13 protein-coding genes, 1 tRNA gene and 1 other RNA gene are annotated in these 18,156 nt (G+C 52.2%); 12 read left to right on the top strand and 3 right to left on the bottom strand.

From position 1 onward, the window contains the following. The first annotated feature begins 22 nt into the window (after window positions 1-22). The gene (guaA, locus tag ADH68_RS03975; RefSeq protein WP_068959706.1) at window positions 23-1,546 is read left to right on the top strand and encodes a glutamine-hydrolyzing GMP synthase; all 1,524 of its coding nucleotides are present in this window, start codon (window positions 23-25) and stop codon (window positions 1,544-1,546) included. A 163-nt stretch (window positions 1,547-1,709) separates the two neighbouring features. Here guaA and ADH68_RS03970 read toward each other — a convergent pair. Further along, a tRNA-Met gene (locus tag ADH68_RS03970) sits at window positions 1,710-1,783 on the bottom strand. A 243-nt stretch (window positions 1,784-2,026) separates the two neighbouring features. Between ADH68_RS03970 and thrS the strand changes: the two genes are divergently transcribed. The 10 genes from thrS to ADH68_RS03920 all read left to right on the top strand — a co-directional run bounded on the left by thrS (window position 2,027) and on the right by ADH68_RS03920 (window position 14,788). Beyond that, window positions 2,027-3,964, top strand: a complete 1,938-nt coding sequence (thrS, locus tag ADH68_RS03965) for a threonine--tRNA ligase (RefSeq protein ID WP_068961933.1) — start codon at window positions 2,027-2,029, stop codon at window positions 3,962-3,964. Between the two features lie 9 nt (window positions 3,965-3,973). After that, on the top strand, window positions 3,974-4,564 hold the full coding sequence (gene infC, locus ADH68_RS03960) for a translation initiation factor IF-3 (RefSeq protein ID WP_084273883.1): 591 nt from the start codon (window positions 3,974-3,976) through the stop codon (window positions 4,562-4,564). An 82-nt stretch (window positions 4,565-4,646) separates the two neighbouring features. After that, window positions 4,647-4,841 (top strand): 50S ribosomal protein L35, encoded by a 195-nt coding sequence (gene rpmI / locus ADH68_RS03955; RefSeq protein ID WP_068959707.1) that lies wholly within the window; start codon window positions 4,647-4,649, stop codon window positions 4,839-4,841. Window positions 4,842-4,996: 155 nt separating this feature from the next. Next, the gene (gene rplT, locus ADH68_RS03950) at window positions 4,997-5,347 is read left to right on the top strand and encodes a 50S ribosomal protein L20 (RefSeq protein ID WP_068959708.1); all 351 of its coding nucleotides are present in this window, start codon (window positions 4,997-4,999) and stop codon (window positions 5,345-5,347) included. 386 nt (window positions 5,348-5,733) lie between these two features. Then, the gene (locus tag ADH68_RS03945) at window positions 5,734-7,542 is read left to right on the top strand and encodes an AMP-dependent synthetase/ligase (protein ID WP_068959709.1); all 1,809 of its coding nucleotides are present in this window, start codon (window positions 5,734-5,736) and stop codon (window positions 7,540-7,542) included. Between the two features lie 57 nt (window positions 7,543-7,599). After that, window positions 7,600-8,721 (top strand): peptide chain release factor 2, encoded by a 1,122-nt coding sequence (gene prfB, locus ADH68_RS03940; RefSeq protein ID WP_068959710.1) that lies wholly within the window; start codon window positions 7,600-7,602, stop codon window positions 8,719-8,721. 28 nt (window positions 8,722-8,749) lie between these two features. Continuing rightward, window positions 8,750-9,535: an acetylglutamate kinase gene (gene argB / locus ADH68_RS03935; RefSeq protein WP_068959711.1), complete on the top strand. Its 786-nt coding sequence runs from the start codon at window positions 8,750-8,752 to the stop codon at window positions 9,533-9,535. Between the two features lie 133 nt (window positions 9,536-9,668). Then, the gene (locus ADH68_RS03930) at window positions 9,669-11,297 is read left to right on the top strand and encodes a CTP synthase (protein WP_068959712.1); all 1,629 of its coding nucleotides are present in this window, start codon (window positions 9,669-9,671) and stop codon (window positions 11,295-11,297) included. 10 nt (window positions 11,298-11,307) lie between these two features. Further along, entirely contained in the window at window positions 11,308-13,419 is a 2,112-nt protein-coding gene (yidC, locus tag ADH68_RS03925) for a membrane protein insertase YidC (RefSeq protein WP_068959713.1), read from the top strand. A 157-nt stretch (window positions 13,420-13,576) separates the two neighbouring features. After that, entirely contained in the window at window positions 13,577-14,788 is a 1,212-nt protein-coding gene (locus tag ADH68_RS03920) for an iron-containing alcohol dehydrogenase (protein WP_068959714.1), read from the top strand. 283 nt (window positions 14,789-15,071) lie between these two features. Here the strand turns inward: ADH68_RS03920 and ffs are convergent. After that, window positions 15,072-15,171: signal recognition particle sRNA small type (gene ffs / locus ADH68_RS03915), an RNA gene on the bottom strand. Window positions 15,172-15,304: 133 nt separating this feature from the next. Continuing rightward, the gene (locus ADH68_RS03910; protein ID WP_068959715.1) at window positions 15,305-16,012 is read right to left on the bottom strand and encodes an SGNH/GDSL hydrolase family protein; all 708 of its coding nucleotides are present in this window, start codon (window positions 16,010-16,012) and stop codon (window positions 15,305-15,307) included. A gap of 99 nt (window positions 16,013-16,111) precedes the next feature. On the opposite strand from ADH68_RS03910, the gene ADH68_RS03905 reads away from it, so the two are divergent. Continuing rightward, a complete protein-coding gene (locus ADH68_RS03905; RefSeq protein ID WP_068959716.1) occupies window positions 16,112-18,103 on the top strand; it encodes an ABC-F family ATP-binding cassette domain-containing protein in 1,992 nt (663 codons plus the stop codon). Window positions 18,104-18,156 lie beyond the last annotated feature (53 nt).

Here is an 18,156-nt window from a genome sequence, read left to right as displayed (position 1 = left end):
ATCCCCTCCGATTAATATTTCTATGCAACAGAAAATCATTATTCTCGATTTCGGAAGCCAGACCACCCAGCTGATTGGCCGCCGTGTGAGAGAGCTGAACACTTATTGCGAGATTGTGCCTTACAATAAGTTTCCCCACGACGATCCTTCCGTAATTGGCGTTATCCTTTCAGGTAGTCCGTTCTCGGTCTACGATGAAAAAGCGTTCCGCATGTCGCTCGACGGCATCCGTGGCCGTCTGCCCATACTCGGCATATGCTATGGCGCACAGTTTATGGCCTACACCAACGGCGGTACGGTAGAACCCGCCGGAACCCGCGAATACGGTCGTGCCCATCTTGAAAAATTTGATGCCGCCAATCCTCTGCTTAAGGGGTTGGAGCCTTCTACACAGGTATGGATGAGCCATGGCGACACCATTACCTCAATCCCTTCCAACTTCAAGATTATCGCATCGACCGACAAGGTTGCCGTTGCCGCCTATCAGGCCGAGGGCGAGCAACTGTGGGGTGTGCAGTTCCATCCCGAGGTGTACCATTCGGTACAGGGTACCGAGTTGTTGCGCAACTTCGTGGTAGATATATGCGGCTCGCGCCAGGACTGGAGTGCCGCCTCATTTATCGAATCAACTGTGGCCGCACTCAAAGAACAGCTGGGCGACGACAAGGTTGTGCTCGGTCTGTCGGGTGGTGTTGATTCCTCTGTAGCTGCCGTGTTGCTCAACAAGGCTATCGGAAAGAACCTTACCTGTATATTCGTAGACCATGGCATGCTTCGCAAGAATGAGTTTGCCAATGTGCTCCACGATTACGAATGTCTCGGACTCAATGTTATCGGAGTCGATGCTTCGGCCGAATTCTTCGCCGAACTCGCCGGAGTGACCGATCCCGAGCGCAAACGCAAGATTATCGGCAAGGGATTCATCGACGTGTTTGACCGCGAGGCCCACAAGATAAAGGATGTGAAATGGCTCGCCCAAGGCACCATCTATCCCGACTGTATCGAGTCGCTCTCTATCACCGGCACGACCATCAAGAGCCATCACAACGTAGGCGGTCTGCCCGAGAAGATGAATCTTAAGCTCTGTGAGCCGTTGCGTCTTCTCTTCAAGGATGAGGTACGCGCTGTTGGCCGCGAGCTCGGAATGCCTGAGCATCTTATCAAGCGCCATCCGTTCCCCGGCCCCGGGCTTGCCGTGCGCATTCTTGGCGACATCACCCCCGAAAAGGTGGCCGTGCTTCAGAATGCCGACGACATATTCATCTCTGCCCTGCACGAATGGGGACTGTACGACCAGGTATGGCAGGCAGGTGCGATTCTCCTCCCCGTGCAGAGTGTAGGAGTGATGGGCGACGAACGCACCTATGAACGAGCTGTCGCACTCCGTGCCGTTACATCTACCGACGCCATGACAGCCGACTGGGCTCATCTGCCTTACGATTTCATGGCCAAGGTCTCCAACGACATTATCAATAAGGTTAAAGGTGTCAACCGCGTCTGCTACGACATCTCCTCCAAGCCGCCGGCAACAATCGAGTGGGAATAATTCACCCCACAGGTCAATATAATACAGCAAGGACTACGGAACATTTCGTAGTCCTTGCTGTATTATATAATGTATATGCAAAAATCCGTCAGTCTAAATGAAGCGTTGAACGCAGGTATATAAAAAGTCAGTACCACAACGGATGTCCGTTGTGGTACTGCTGTAGCGGGACCGAGAATTGAACTCGGGACCTCCGGGTTATGAATCCGACGCTCTAACCAACTGAGCTATCCCGCCATTTGTGAGTGCAAAGGTAGTGCCTATTTTTTGATTTTCCAACAAATTCGGCAAAAAAATTAATGCAAAATTTCATTATGGATTCCGCCTATGGGTGATAAGGTGCTTTTGCCGTCTCATAACCCTTTAATCCTCAGTCGAGAGAATAATAACATCAAAGATTTGCATGTGTCAGAAAAATATCCGACATTTGCAGTCAGTTTTTACGTGGGCAATCTGTGCCCTCTTACATATTATCACAGAATGATTACGATTACATTCCCCGACAAAAGCACCCGGCAGTATGAGCCCGGCACTACCCCGCTCCAGATTGCCGAGAGCATCAGCACCCGTCTCGCTCAGGACATTCTTGCCGCTACTGTCAACGGCGCTGAGTGGGATATATCACGCCCCATAACCGAAGATGCCGAGATAAAGCTGTTCAAGTGGGACGATGCCGAAGGCAAGCACGCTTTCTGGCACTCGTCGGCCCACCTGCTCGCCGAAGCTCTTCAGGAACTGTATCCGGGCGTAAAGTTCGGTATCGGTCCGGCCATTGAGAATGGCTTCTACTACGACATCGATCCCAATGGCAACACCATCACATCGGCCGACTTCCCCGCTATCGAAGCCAAGATGATTGAGCTGGCCCAGAAAAAAGAGTCTATCGTGCGTGCAGACATCTCTAAGGACGATGCCTTGAAGATGTTCGGTGACCGTGGCGAGGAATATAAGTGCGAGCTTATATCCGAGCTTGAGGACGGCCACATCACCACATATACACAGGGCGCGTTCACCGACCTGTGTCGTGGTCCGCACCTTCCTACTACTGCACCTATCAAGGCTGTGAAAATCCTTTCGCTTGCCGGCGCATACTGGCGTGGCGACGAAAAGCGCAACCAGCTTGTTCGCGTCTATGGCATCACCTTCCCCAAGAAAAAGATGCTCGATGAGTATCTCGTGATGCTCGAAGAGGCCAAGAAACGCGACCACCGCAAGATAGGCAAAGAGATGGAGCTGTTTGCATTCTCGCCCAATGTAGGCGCAGGACTTCCGCTCTGGCTCCCGAAGGGTGCCGCTCTGCGTGACCGTCTTGAGCAGTTCCTGCGCAAGATACAGAAGCGCTACGGCTATCTTCAGGTAATCACTCCTCATATCGGCAACAAGAACCTTTATGTTACCTCGGGCCACTATGCCAAGTATGGCAAGGATTCATTCCAGCCCATACACACCCCCGAGGAAGGCGAGGAATATCTGCTCAAGCCGATGAACTGTCCTCACCACTGCGAGATTTACCGTAGCTCGCCCCGCAGCTACCGCGACCTGCCTCTGCGTCTTGCCGAGTTCGGTACAGTGTACCGCTACGAGCAGAGTGGCGAGCTCCACGGTCTTACCCGTGTGCGCGGTTTTACTCAGGATGATGCCCACATCTTCTGTGCTCCCGACCAGATTAAGGATGAGTTCCTCAAGGTGATGGATATTATATTCTACATCTTCAAGGCTCTTAAATTCGACAACTTCGAGGCGCAGATTTCGCTTCGCGACCCCAATAATAAGGAGAAGTATATTGGCTCTGACGAAAACTGGCATCTCGCCGAGAACGCCATTATCGAGGCATGCGCCGAAAAGGGTCTCAATGCCCGCACCGAACTCGGTGAGGCTGCATTCTATGGCCCCAAACTCGACTTCATGGTGAAGGATGCCATCGGACGCCGCTGGCAGCTCGGCACTATTCAGGTCGACTACAACCTCCCCGAGCGCTTCCAGCTTGAATTTACCGGAGCCGACAACCAGAAGCACCGTCCGGTAATGATACATCGCGCACCGTTCGGCTCGCTCGAACGCTTCGTTGCCGTACTTCTCGAGCACACCGCCGGCAAACTGCCCCTTTGGCTTGTGCCCGACCAGTGTGCCGTACTGCCCATTTCCGAGAAGTTCAACGATTATGCACGTCGTGTGGCCGCCGAACTCAACGAGGCTGACGTACGCGCCATAGTCGATGACCGTAACGAGAAAATCGGTAAGAAAATCCGCGACAACGAGCTCAAACGCATACCTTACATGCTCATCGTAGGTGAAAAAGAAGCACAAAATGATGAAGTTTCTGTAAGAAAACAGGGCGAAGGCGATAAAGGTACGATGAAAATCACTACCTTTGCAAAATATTTGACCGATGAGGTCTCCAGCATGATTAACCAATAACCCTACTGAATGGACAACAAACCATCTTATCCCTCGGGTCCGCAGAGAGGCGGCAACCGTCCCCCCTTCCGCGGTGCTCCGCGTAAAGAAGAACCATATGCCATAAACGAGCGTATCCGTGCCCGCGAAGTACGCATTGTCGGCGATAATGTCGAAAATGGCGTATATCCCATTCAGCAGGCTCTGCGTCTTGCTCAAGAGCAGGAGCTTGACCTCGTGGAGATTTCTCCCAAGGCTGTGCCTCCTGTATGCAAGATTCTCGACTACCAGAAGTTCCTTTACCAGCAGAAAAAGCGACTCAAGGAGCAGAAGGCCAAGTCGACCAAGGTAGTTGTGAAGGAGATACGTTTCGGACCTCAGACCGACGATCACGACTACAACTTCAAGCTCAAGCATGCTCAGGGCTTCCTCAAAGAGGGCGCCAAGGTAAAGGCCTACGTGTTCTTCCGCGGACGTTCTATCCTTTTCAAGGAGCAGGGCGAGGTGCTTCTTCTTCGCTTTGCCAACGACCTTGAAGAGCTCGGCAAACTTGAGCAGATGCCGGTGCTTGAAGGCAAGCGCATGACCATCATGCTTTCTCCCAAAAAACCGGCAAAGTAAGGCTCTGGCCGCTCTGTCGACAACAGTGTAAATCAAGGCGCCTGTGCGCCACATCTACAAATACTTTTAATTAACGAACAAAATGCCTAAGATTAAGACTAATTCCGGTGCCAAAAAGAGGTTCGCCCTTACCGGATCAGGAAAGATCAAGAGAAAACACGCTTTCAAGAGCCACATTCTCACCAAAAAGACCAAGAAGCAGAAGCGCAACCTTACCCACAGCGGCCTCGTGGCTACTGTAGACCAGAAGGAAGTTCGCAACCTCCTCGCTCTCTAATCAGTGTCATCTGTGTGGGAGACATCCCGTTTTCTCCTGCTCTTGCAGGTAAATTCGTGATTCCGAAGCCCCGAGGGCTTCAACAACAAAATTTCATTAACCGAATGTTCAGCCCAAAGAGCTTTAGCCGCTGACATTCAAAATCATTCAAAACAATGCCAAGATCAGTAAACCATGTTGCTTCAAGAGCACGTCGTAAGAAAATCCTGAAACTCACCCGCGGTTATTTCGGCTGCCGCAAGAACGTATGGACCGTAGCCAAGAATACCTGGGAAAAGGGTCTTACATACGCTTACCGCGACCGCAAGGACAAGAAGCGCAACTTCCGCGCTCTTTGGATTCAGCGTATCAACGCCGCCGCACGCGAGGAGAATCTTTCTTACTCCAAGCTCATGGGCCTCATCCACAAATCAGGCATCGCTATCAACCGCAAGGTGCTCGCCGACCTCGCCCTCAACAACCCCGCCGCTTTCAAGGCTGTTGTTGCCAAGGTTAAGGACGCATAAGCTGCTTGCCTGACGCGAAAATAGAAACAAATAAGACTACGGTATGTCACAATCATTTTGACATACCGTAGTCTTTGTATTGCCATATAAGGCATTCTGCATACGCAGAGCGTAGTCGATTGGTCCGATAATCCCGCTGATATGCCATCGCCTGATAGATGCCATGCATATATTATAGTTTGTGAAAATGAGTTAATTTGCATTGTCTGATATTATCATAATACAAATGAATGTTAATATCATTGAAGAATGCAGCCACTCAATTCCTCCTCATCACTTCATTCTTGTTAAATTTGCAGAATGTGGTGGCGTATCGTCATGCATGCCGTACGGGCATCTGCGTCCATGCCTCCGAATCAAGATAATAATTAACCAGATATATAGGTATGTCTAACATACTCACCGGCCTCATTCACAGGCAGGCGTTAAAATATGGCGATCGTGCGGCCCTGAGCTTTAAGGATGCAGCCACTCATCCATGGGTGGATATTTCCTGGCGCAGTTTCGCCGAAATGGTCGACAAGGCTGCCATGGCCCTCGAACGGCTTGGAGCGGTGCCTGCCGACAATATAGGTGTATTCTCTGCCAACCGTCCCGGGGTTCTTGTTGCCGACTTTGCCGCCTATGCCAACCGGGCGGCTTCGGTGTCGATATACTCCACAAGCAGCCAGGAACAGGTGGAATATATAATTAATGATGCCGGGATAAAGATACTTTTCACAGGCACTCAGGAACATTACGAAATAGCTCGAAAAGCCCTCGGCCGATGCCCGTCGCTCAAGCGTATAATCGCTTTTGACATGTCGGAACGCCAGCCCGACGATAATGATACCCTTACCTTCTCTGAATTCCTTAAACTCGGAGAAGAGGCCCCGGAAGAAAGCCGCCGGGAGGTACAACGTCGCATCGATGAAGCCATTCCGGAGGATATCGCCACCCTGATATACACCTCAGGCACTACCGGAGAGCCCAAAGGAGCCATGCTTCCCCACAGCTGTTTCTCGGCCACATTGCCTATGCATGTCGAGCGCCTGACATCGATTTCCGATGCAGATACATCGATTTGCTTTCTGCCGCTTAGCCACATATTCGAGAAAGGATGGACCTACGTGTGTCTCTACGTAGGCATGAAGGTATACGTGAATCTCGACCCACGCGACATACAGAACTCAATCCGCGAGACCACGCCGACATGCATGTGTTCAGTGCCTCGCTTCTGGGAGAAAGTGTACGCCGCCGTACAGGCCAAGATACACCGTATGAACGCTTTCCAGAAGGTGATGGTGCGCCGCGCCCTTGCCGTGGGACGCCGTCGCAATCTCGACTATAAGCGTATTGGCCGTAAGGTTCCGGCATTGCTCGAAATGGAGTATCGCTTCTTCGATGCTCGCGTGTTCACTCCGCTCCGTAAAGTGATAGGCATCAATAACGGCAACATTTTCCCCACCGCCGGCGCCCCGTTGAGCGATACCATATGCGAGTTCCTCCATTCCTGCGGAATCAACATAATGGTCGGCTACGGACTCTCCGAGACCACCGCTACCGTCACCTGTTATCCTGCCGTAGGCTATGAAGTAGGTACCGTAGGTACCGTCATACCGCGCGTGCAGGTAAAAATCGGCGAGAACAACGAGATTCTCGTCAACGGGCCTACTATAATGACCGGATACTACAATAAGCCTGAAGCCACAGCCGAGGCGTTCACCCCCGACGGATGGTTCCGCACAGGCGACGCCGGACGTATTGACAATACGGGAGCGCTCATACTTACCGACCGTATCAAGGATCTCTTCAAGACATCCAACGGAAAATACATCGCTCCGCAGGCTATTGAAAGCCGCCTCGGCGAGGACAAGTATATCGAGCAGGTGGCCGTAATCGGCGACCGCCGCAAATATGTGACAGCCATTATCGTGCCGGCTCTTGACGCCCTGCGTGAGTATGCGGAAAAGAAGAAAATAAGCTATAAGTCCATGGCCGATCTTGTGGCCAATTCCGAAATCAACCGTATGATTCAGGAGCGTATCGAGAAGCTGGAAAAAGGCTTTGCCAACTACGAGAAGATAAAGCGCTTCACCCTCCTTCCCAAGGAATTCACAATGGAAGGCGGCGAGCTTACAAATACGCTTAAGATAAAGCGCCCGGTGATTAATACCAAATATGCCGACTTGATTGAGGCCATGTACGCACAATAGAGTCGGCGCCCCGACATTTTACTTCACCCCAAAAACAACGACTCCAATTCCCGCAATATGATAACCTACGACCAGCTAAAGCAGGCTATAGAGCGCAAAGATGCGCTTCGACATTATCTTGATATAGACTCCAAACGTATCGAAGTGGAGGAAGAAGAGCTGCGCACTCATGTGCCCGACTTCTGGGAACATCAGAAAGAGGCTCAGGCACAGATGAAGAAAGTGAAGCAACTGCACCAGTGGATTGACTCATATGATGAAGTCGACAAGGCTGTCGGCGAGCTTCAGCTTGCCTGGGACTTCCTTAAAGAGGGGCTGGTCGAGGAGGAAGAACTTGATCGAATGTACACCGACCTCATCGCCAAAATCGAGGATATGGAGCTGCGCAATATGCTCCGCCGCGAAGAAGACTCGCTTGGAGCCGTATTGAAAATCAATTCCGGCGCCGGAGGTACCGAGAGCCAGGACTGGGCGTCAATGCTTATGCGCATGTATCTGCGCTATTGCGAGGACAGAGGCTACAAGACCGCAATCGCCAATATACTTGAAGGTGACGAAGCCGGCATAAAATCGGTTACAATCGAGGTCGACGGCCCGATGGCATACGGCTATCTCAAGAGCGAGAACGGCGTGCACCGTCTTGTGCGGGTTTCGCCCTACAATGCCCAGGGCAAGCGTATGACATCGTTTGCGTCGGTATTCGTTACTCCGCTTGTCGACGATACAATCGAGGTACACGTTGATCCGGCGTTGCTCAGCTGGGACACCTTCCGAAGCGGAGGTGCCGGAGGCCAGAACGTCAACAAGGTAGAGTCGGGAGTGCGTCTGCGTTATCAGTTTACCGACCCATATACCGGCGAGAAGGAAGAGATTCTCATTGAGAACACCGAGACACGCGACCAGCCCAAGAACAAAGAGAACGCCATGCGCCAGCTGCGTTCGATTCTTTACGACAAGGAGCTGCAGCACCGTCTGGCCGAACAGCGCAAGATTGAGGATGGAAAGATGAAAATCGAATGGGGCTCGCAGATTCGCTCGTATGTGTTCGACGACCGTCGTGTCAAGGACCATCGTACCGGGTGGCAGACCTCTGATGTCAATGCAGTGATGGACGGGGATCTTGATCCGTTTATCAAAGCATACCTCATGCAGTTTGCCCAGGAGCAGGACGGAGAGTGAGATTCATTGATATACACCGGATAAGATTATGTGTAAGGACAAGATAACGGTAGTGAAGGTCGGAGGCAAGATTGTCGAGGAGCAAGACAGTCTCGACCGTCTCTTGCGCGATTTCGCAGCCATAGACGGATTCAAACTTCTCGTGCACGGTGGAGGTCGCTCCGCCACAAAAGTTGCAGCCGACCTGGGCATCGCCACCACTATGATTGAAGGACGCCGCGTCACAGACGAGGCCATGCTTCGCGTGGTGACAATGGTATACGGAGGTCTGGTCAACAAATCGGTGGTAGCCGGTCTGCAGGCCCTCGGAGTCGATGCTCTCGGCATGACGGGCGCCGACATGGACATAATCCGTTCGCGCCGTCGACCCGTCACTGAGGCCGGAATCGACTACGGATGGGTAGGCGATGTTGAGCGTGTCAACGGCGAGGCTCTTGCCACACTTGTCCGCGCTGGCGTAGTGCCGGTAGTCGCACCCCTTACCCACGATGGTATAGGGCATCTGCTCAACACAAATGCCGACACCATGGCACAGTCTGTCGCCACCGGTCTTACCCCATATTTCGATGTGCGGCTTGTATTCTGCTTTGAGAAGCCAGGAGTACTGAGCGACGAGGCGGATGATGATTCGGTAATTCCTGCCATAAATCCTGCCATGTTCGAGTCGCTGAAGGCCGACGGCACGGTGTCGGGAGGTATGATTCCCAAGTTGTCAAATTCTTTCGATGCATTGTGCGGAGGAGTAGGAGAGGTGGTGATAACTTCGGCCGCGGCTTTAGCCGATATGTCGGGAGGCACACATCTTACCCTCTAAAAAATTCGATGCCGGCCACAGATGATTTGTAATTGAAAATAATTACCTTTGCCGACGTTTTGATTATAAACGTCGGCATATGTGGCTATAGTAAGTGAATCTATGGTGCAGATGCTGTAAAATACATTTTAGCGTGGAAACGAAGTATATTTTTGTGACCGGAGGCGTGGTCTCCTCCCTGGGTAAAGGAATTATCTCATCATCTCTCGCCTGCCTGCTTGAGGCACGTGGATTCAGTGTCACCATCCAGAAGTTTGACCCCTATATCAATATTGACCCCGGCACACTCAATCCTTATGAGCATGGAGAGTGTTACGTCACTGTTGACGGCCATGAGGCCGACCTCGATCTTGGACATTACGAGCGCTTCACCAACATGCGTACCACGCGTGCCAACAATATCACTACTGGACGTATCTATCAGAATGTAATCGACAAGGAACGCCACGGCGACTACCTTGGAAAGACAGTCCAGATAGTGCCACATATCACCGACGAGATAAAACGCAATGTGAAGCTCCTCGGCAACACCGGCAAATATGATTTTGTCATTACCGAAATCGGCGGTACGGTAGGAGATATCGAGTCTCTCCCATTTATAGAGGCTATGCGCCAGCTTCAGTGGGAACTTGGCAACGATGCTCTCTGTATACATCTCACTTATGTGCCGTATATCCGTGCGGCAAAGGAACTCAAGACGAAGCCCACACAGCATTCCGTGAAGCAACTGCAGGAAGTAGGCATACGTCCCGACATACTTGTGCTCCGCACCGAGCGCGAGATTCCGGCCGACATGCGCCGCAAAATCGCCCAGTTCTGCAACGTTTCGGTCGATGCGGTAATCCAGTCGGTCGATGTGCCCACCATATATGAAGTCCCGGTAAAGATGCACGAGCAGCATCTCGACGAGATTGTGATGCGCAAGATGGATGTGCCGGTAGATGGTGAGCTCGACATGAAAGCCTGGATGCACTTTCTCCACAAACTGGATAACGCCACAGAGACCGTCACTATAGGTCTTGTCGGAAAGTATGTGGAACTGCAGGACGCCTACAAGTCAATCAACGAGGCTCTGTTGCAGGCTGCTACATACGGCGACCGACGGCTCAACCTCGTATACATCCACTCGGAGAAACTGACCGACGACAATGTGGCCGAGAAACTTTCAGGTCTGGACGGTGTCGTTGTGGCTCCCGGATTCGGACAGCGCGGTATAGAAGGCAAGTTTGTGGCCTTGAAGTGGCTTCGTGAGCACGATGTGCCTACTTTCGGCATATGCCTCGGCATGCAGTGTATGGTAATCGAGTTTGCACGCAATGTACTCGGACTCGCCGACGCAAACTCTACCGAGATGGATGTGCACACACCCCACAATGTGATTGACCTTATGGATGAGCAGAAGTCGGTCACCGACAAGGGGGGAACGATGCGTCTCGGTGCTTATGATTGCCGTCTTGTGCCCGGCAGCCGTGTCGCCGCCGCCTATGGAAGCGAGATGGTAAGCGAACGCCATCGCCACCGCTTTGAATTCAACAGCGACTATCGCCTCCGCTTTGAGGATGCCGGTATGAAATGCGTCGGAGAAAATCCCGCCACACGTCTTGTCGAGGTTGTGGAGCTACCCGACCATCGCTGGTATATCGGCACACAGTACCATCCCGAATACTCGTCGACGGTGCTTGCTCCCAATCCTATCTTCCTCGATTTTGTCAAGGCATCTATAGAGTATAAATCAGAAAAATCAAAAGAAAAAACAGAATAAAGAATACTGAATGGATAAGAACACTATGTACGGCATGCTCCTGATGGGTGCCGTGCTATTAGGATTTATGTGGCTGAATCAGCCGGAACCACAGCCTGGCCCGGCCCCCGACATGGAGGTCACTCAAGAGCAGGCTCAGGCTGCCGCCGACAATCTGCTTGCGTCGCCTTCCGACTCGCTTACGCGCGGACAGCTTGTGATGCTTGCCGATGCTGTGGCCCGTTATGGCGTACAGGACAGTACCGGCACCGGTCGTATCGACCGCGACGGAATAGTGCTTACAGGAAATGGCACGGAAGTCACCGGACATATACGTGTCGACTCCGTTGATGTGCCGGTCGGGATGCTTGCCAATCCGGCTATGGCGCTCACCTCGTCGGGCATCAGCTCAAAGGCCTACTCCGACGCTGTGGCGCGGGTAAAGACACTGCTTCGCGACCTTACCCAATATCAGGGATTTGCACGATATCTCCAGGGCACAAACGATACTGTGCGCCTCGCCAACGACCTTATTTCACTTGACATCTCTACCAAGGGTGCAATGATTGCCGCCGCCGAACTCTCGAAGTACGACAGTTTTCGTGGTGGAAATGTAAAGGTAATCTCCGGTAACGACGACGCCTATTCGTTTATCCTCAGTTCGGCCGACCGCGAGTTTGATACACGTGATTTCTATTTCCGTCCTACCGAAGTCACCGACTCCTCGGTGCTCATGAGCCTCGATCTCGGCAAGGGTACCGAGTTCGGTCTGCGTTATACGCTGCTCCCCGACAGCTATGTAGTGCGTCTCGACGTTGAGCAGAAGGGGATGCAAAGCATTATCCCGTCGAATGTCGTGACAATGGACTTCGTTTGGCGACAGCGCATGATACGCCAGGAGGAAGGCCGCATGTTCGAGGAGCGCAATTCCGCTATTTTCTACAAATATGCCGGAGGCGGTGTTGATAATCTCAAGGAGACATCGTCTGACTCCAAGGAAATCAACGAGCCTGTCAAGTGGCTGGCGTTTAAAAACCAGTTCTTCTCCATGGCTTTCATCGCACGCAATTCGTTCAACAACGCTGCTCTGCAGTCTACGGTACTTTCTGTAAACGATGATGCCGACTATCTCAAGGAGATGGAGGCAATATCCACCCTCGACTACAACCCCGGCACAGAGAGTCCGGCTTCGTTCGATATTCTTATCGGCCCCAACCTCTATCCGATGCTGAGCGCTGTCGACAAGGAACTTTATCCTGACGATGATCTTGACCTTACGGAACTGGTTCCGCTGGGATGGCCTATCGTGAGGTGGATTAATACATTGATTGTAATTCCTGTATTCAATATCCTCGGTTCGGTATTTAGTAATTATGGAATTATAATCCTCATCCTCACTATATTCATCAAGCTCATACTCTTTCCCTTTACTTATAAGAGCTACATGTCCCAGGCCAAGATGCGCCTGCTGAATCCTGAGATTCAGGCTATCAACGAGAAGTATCCGGGCCAGGAAAACTCTATGACCCGCCAGCAGAAGACCATGGAACTTTACTCCAAGGCCGGCGCCAACCCCATGGCCGGATGTCTGCCGATGCTTCTTCAGTTCCCTGTGCTTATAGCGATGTTTGCTTTCTTCCCCTCATGTATCGAACTGCGCGGACAGTCGTTCCTCTGGGCGAAAGACCTTTCGGCTCCTGATGCCATCCTTACATGGTCGGGCAACATACCTCTGGTTACGGAGTACTTCGGCAATCATCTGTCGCTCTTCTGTCTGCTCATGACAGTCACCAATATCATCTATACCAAGTTCACTATGGCCAATCAGCCCTCATCGTCGGCTATGCCGGGCATGAAGTGGATGATGTATCTGATGCCTTTGATGTTCCTGGTGTTCTTCAACAATTACGCTGCAGGTCTGTCATACTATTACTTCCTTTCGCTCCTTATCACCATCGTGCAGATGTATATCTTCCGCCACGTGGTAAACGAGGACAAGATGCGCGCCAAGATGGCCGAGGCTGCCAAGAAGCCCCGTAAGAAGAGCGGATTCATGGCACGTCTTGAAGAGGCGCAGCGCCAGCAGCAAGCCATGCTTCGCGAGCAGCAGAAGCGTCAGGGCGGAGCCGGCAAACGCCGTTGATTTTATATATGATATAAATAGATTAGGGCCGGATGGGCATAAAGTTCCTGACGGCCCTAACCTCTTTTCTCCCCTTGTGGAGTCATTACGACATTGATTACTTTAGAGCATGTTTTTAGACATGCCCTTAGCTTGCTTAACCCTACAACTTGTTATCATGGATAATTTTGTATATTATGCTCCGACAAAGTTTGTGTTCGGGCGCTATACTGAAAAGAGAATCGGCGAGCTTGCCAAAGAGTTTGGCGGCACGCGCGCGCTTGTGGTATATGGCGGAGGCTCTGCCGTAAGAAGTGGTGCCGTCGGGCGTGCTGTGCGTTCGCTTCATGCAGCCGGTTTCGACACTTTCAACCTCGAGGGCATCCAGCCCAATCCGGCCGACGACCGTGTGCGCGAAGGTATCGAGCTTGTGCGCATGCACGATATAGATATCATCATTGCTGTCGGCGGCGGCTCGGTAATCGACACAGCCAAGGCGATTGCCCTCGGTGCACTGTACGACGGCGATTTCTGGGATTTCTATTGTGGAAAGGCTACGCCTGAGCGTGCTTTGCCGGTCGGAGTGGTGCTTACCATACCGGCTGCCGGCAGCGAAGGCTCGGGCAATTCGGTAATCACCCTTCGTGAGGTAAGGAATGAAGACGGAGAGGTCGTTTCCGGCCCCGTGAAACTGAGTCTGCGCACTGAGTCGGTGCTGCGTCCTAAGTTCGCGATAATGAATCCGGAGCTGACTCTCACACTTCCGGCCTGGCAGACCGCCTGTGGTATTGTCGACATGATGGCCCACATATTCGAACGCTATTTCTCCAATACTCCCGATTGTGAAGTTACCGACCGCGTGGCCGAGGGGCTGCTGAAAGCGATTGTCTGCGAAGGGCGCCGTGTGATGGAGTCGCCCGACGACTATCAGGCTCGTGCCAACATAATGTGGGCGGCAACACTCGCCCACAACGGCATCTGCGGCACCGGACGGCGCGAGGACTGGTCGAGTCATTTTATCGAGCATGAAATCAGTGCTGTATATCCGGATGTAGCACATGGAGCCGGACTCGCGGCTGTGATTCCCGCATGGATGGAGTATGTGGCTGCAAAAAATCCCGGCAAGGTGGCACAGTTTGCCGAGCGGGTGATGGATGTCGTCCCGGCCCCCGGGTCAGTTCCTGTCGATATTGCCTTGGAAGGCATAGCGCGTCTGCGCTCTTTCTTCCTCAATATCGGCATGCCTTCCGATTTTGCCGGACTCGGTGTCATCGACCCGGATATCCCGGCACTCGTCGAGGCTCTGCACATGCATAAGGGTGAATCCATAGGCAACTACGTCCCCCTCACGGCCAGGGATACCAAAGCTATATACATGGCTCTGATGTAGTTCCGTTCGATTCTTACAATTAACAACAAGTTTCAGGCATATCAGGAGATTGGTTTCATGCGCAGGAATCAAACTCTGATATGCCTGAGTCGTACATAATGGCGCGGTATACATGGAAGTGTTATGTCCGGGAGTTTTGATTGTCAGTGCCCGATTTGTACGATAGGTGATAGAAAAATCGGGTCCGCAATGCCTCTAGAAATGTGTTCAGAGGCTCTGCGGACCCGATAGTTTCTATTATGCTGTGGCGCTTGCCGGCGCCGGCTGATGTAACTGCATGAAAAAAGGGTAAGCTGACTACATCGCACCGCTACAACCCGGTACCGTTGCTCCGGTCAAGGCCTGGCGGAGTTCCCGGGGAGCTGGTCGTGTAGGACTTACCCGGGCGCAAAGGTACTACATTTTTTTTACGTCGCAAATTTTTGACTGCGATTTTTTGCTACTGAAAGGATAACTCATTTACAGCCAGCGCATGCGTGCAGCAATTCCCCTATTGCGAGTCACGTGGATGGTGACTTATTTCGCGAGCAAGTCCTGTAGCACAGGGTGGATTATTGATTCCATCACTGCATATCCGGCTTCGGTGGGATGCACGCCGTCGTTGGTATAGGCCGGATTCAGTGCCCGGGTCTCGTCGCCCGGACTGACAAGACGCGAATAATAGTCGACAAACAGGATGCCTTTCTTCTTTGCGAGCGCTTCAAGACGCTTGTTCAGAGATGCGATTTTGTCGGAACTTCCGGTAATCTCCTTGCGCCATCCGAACGATGCCGCCGGAAGAGTGGTGGTGAGTACCGGAGTTATGCCGTTGGCCTGAGCGAGTTCGATGAGCGACGATATATTGTCGACAGTCATATCCTCGACATATGGATGGGTGTTTTCAGCCACATCGTTGGTGGCGGCATTGATGACCACGATGCGCGGACCCAGATTGATTACATCTTCACGGAAACGCGACAGGAACTGATAGGTGGTCTGTCCCGAGATTCCGCGTCCGATATAGCCGTTCTGTTTGAAAAAGTCGGGTCGGAAACGGGCCCAGTTGTCTGTAATCGAGTTGCCCAGGAACACAACCTGTCGTTCGGCCGCAGGAAGTGCCTTTACTTCGGTGTTGCTGTCGTGGTAGCGGCGGAAGTTTGACCAGTCCTGAAACTCACGGGCATCGCACAGAAGAGATGTCGCTGCGATGAATGTACTGATGGCAATTGTTTTAATAATCTTCATATGATAATGATGTTTCGATGTTATTCAGGGGTTCGGATACAAAGTTATGAAATGTCTGCGGGATTGAGTACCTTTGTAGTGTTTTTCTATAGATAACAGATGATTTCGATACAGAATCTATCGGTTGAATTCAGCGCGAAAAGTCTTTTCGACGGCATAAACTATGTAATCAACAAGCGCGATCGCATAGCCCTCGTCGGAAAGAACGGGGCCGGAAAGTCGACCATGCTCAAGATTATCGCCGGTGTGCAGAAGCCCACCTCCGGCTCTGTGGCCGTACCGCAGGATGTGACAATAGGTTATCTCCCGCAGCATATGACGCTGACCGATACCAACACGGTAATCGACGAAGTGCGCAAAGCCTTCGGCCATATACAGCAGCTTCACGAGCAATACGACCGTCTGAGCGCGGAGCTTGCCGAACGCACCGACTACGAGAGCGATGCGTATGCACGTCTCATCGACCGCATGACCACACTTTCCGAGCAGATATCAATGGAAGAGGGCGACGGCGGAGAGGCTGAGATGGAGAAGACACTCATAGGCCTCGGATTTGTGCGCAGCGACTTCAACCGTCCTACTTCAGAGTTTTCAGGCGGATGGCGTATGCGTATCGAGCTTGCCAAGATTCTATTGCAGCGCCCCGACGTGCTGTTGCTCGACGAGCCTACCAACCATCTTGACATCGAGTCGATACAGTGGCTTGAGAATTTTCTTGTCACCAAGGCCGGCGCTGTGGTGCTTGTAAGCCACGACCGTGCGTTCATAGACAATGTCACCAACCGCACAATCGAGATTTCACTTGGCAAGATATATGACTACGCTGTCAACTACTCGAAATATGTGGTGCTTCATCAGGAGCGCATCGAGCAGCAGCGCCGTGCCTATGAGAATCAGCAGAAACAGATACAGGACACCGAGGAATTCATCGAACGCTTCCGCTACAAGGCCACAAAGGCCGTGCAGGTGCAGAGCCGCATGAAGCAGCTCGCCAAAATCGAGCGCATAGAGGTCGATGAGGTCGACACCTCGCGTCTTAACCTGCGATTCCCTCCGGCCCCACGCTCGGGCGACTACCCGGTAATAGCCGACGGGGTAGGGAAGGCATATGGCGACCATCAGGTGTTTGACGGCGCAACGTTTACCATAAAGCGTGGCGAGAAGGTGGCTTTTGTCGGAAAGAATGGCGAGGGAAAATCGACTCTTGTAAAGTGTATAATGGGTGAAATCCCGTTTACCGGACACCTCAAGCTCGGGCACAACGTAAAAATCGGTTATTTCGCACAGAACCAGGCTCAGCTGCTTGACGGGGAAATCACAGTGTTTGACACAATCGACCGTGTGGCTGTAGGCGACATCCGCACAAAAATACGCGATATTCTTGGCGCGTTTATGTTCGGAGGCGAGGCGTCCGACAAGAAAGTAAAGGTGCTTTCCGGCGGTGAAAAGACCCGACTGGCCATGATACGCCTGTTGCTGGAGCCTGTCAACCTGTTGATTCTCGACGAGCCTACCAATCATCTCGATATGTCCACAAAAGATATCCTCAAGCAGGCTATCAAGGATTTCGACGGCACGGTAATTGTCGTGAGCCACGACCGAGAGTTCCTCGACGGACTTGTCGAGAAGGTCTACGAATTCGGAGGCGGAAAGATGAGAGAGTGCCTTGGAGGCATATACGAGTTCCTTGAAAAGAAGAAGCTCGATTCGCTTGCCGAGCTTGAGCGCAACAAGCCCTCGACTCCCGACAAACCGGCTCAAGACACAAGAAATACCACGGCACCTCAGAAACCGGCGACTCAACAGGATGCTCCTGCACAGCGCCAGGGGCGTGTAAACTATACCGAGCAACGTGAACGCCAGCGTATGGTGAAACGCGCCGAGAAGAAAGTGGCCGAGGCCGAGGCATCAATCGCCGATATCGAGGCGCGGATTGCCGAAGTCGAGGCACGGATTGCTGCCGGCGAAGTCGATGCCGACATATTCGAGCGTCATGCGGCCCTTGGCAAGCAACTTGACAATGCCATGAGCCTGTGGGAACTCGCGGGTATCGAACTCGACGAACTCAAGCAGAGCCTCGGCATTGACTGAACTCCAGTAGAACTATTTATAAATCCATTACGTTAAATATACTCACTCCTCGT

Source organism: Muribaculum intestinale (assembly GCF_002201515.1).
Classification (GTDB): Bacteria; Bacteroidota; Bacteroidia; order Bacteroidales; family Muribaculaceae; genus Muribaculum; species Muribaculum intestinale.
Note: the sequence above shows the minus strand (reverse complement) of the source record. Positions and strands in the feature narration are given on the sequence as shown.

Bases quoted from the DNA above. Each gene is read 5' to 3' on its own strand.
- prfB (WP_068959710.1), top strand. From the start codon at position 7,600: ATGATAACCTACGACCAGCTAAAGCAGGCTATAGAGCGCAAAGATGCG.
- yidC (WP_068959713.1), top strand. From the start codon at position 11,308: ATGGATAAGAACACTATGTACGGCATGCTCCTGATGGGTGCCGTGCTA.
- argB (WP_068959711.1), top strand. From the start codon at position 8,750: ATGTGTAAGGACAAGATAACGGTAGTGAAGGTCGGAGGCAAGATTGTC.
- ADH68_RS03905 (WP_068959716.1), top strand. From the start codon at position 16,112: ATGATTTCGATACAGAATCTATCGGTTGAATTCAGCGCGAAAAGTCTT.
- ADH68_RS03945 (WP_068959709.1), top strand. From the start codon at position 5,734: ATGTCTAACATACTCACCGGCCTCATTCACAGGCAGGCGTTAAAATAT.
- rplT (WP_068959708.1), top strand. From the start codon at position 4,997: ATGCCAAGATCAGTAAACCATGTTGCTTCAAGAGCACGTCGTAAGAAA.
- ADH68_RS03920 (WP_068959714.1), top strand. From the start codon at position 13,577: ATGGATAATTTTGTATATTATGCTCCGACAAAGTTTGTGTTCGGGCGC.
- thrS (WP_068961933.1), top strand. From the start codon at position 2,027: ATGATTACGATTACATTCCCCGACAAAAGCACCCGGCAGTATGAGCCC.
- ADH68_RS03910 (WP_068959715.1), bottom strand. From the start codon at position 16,012: ATGAAGATTATTAAAACAATTGCCATCAGTACATTCATCGCAGCGACA.
- infC (WP_084273883.1), top strand. From the start codon at position 3,974: ATGGACAACAAACCATCTTATCCCTCGGGTCCGCAGAGAGGCGGCAAC.
- guaA (WP_068959706.1), top strand. From the start codon at position 23: ATGCAACAGAAAATCATTATTCTCGATTTCGGAAGCCAGACCACCCAG.
- rpmI (WP_068959707.1), top strand. From the start codon at position 4,647: ATGCCTAAGATTAAGACTAATTCCGGTGCCAAAAAGAGGTTCGCCCTT.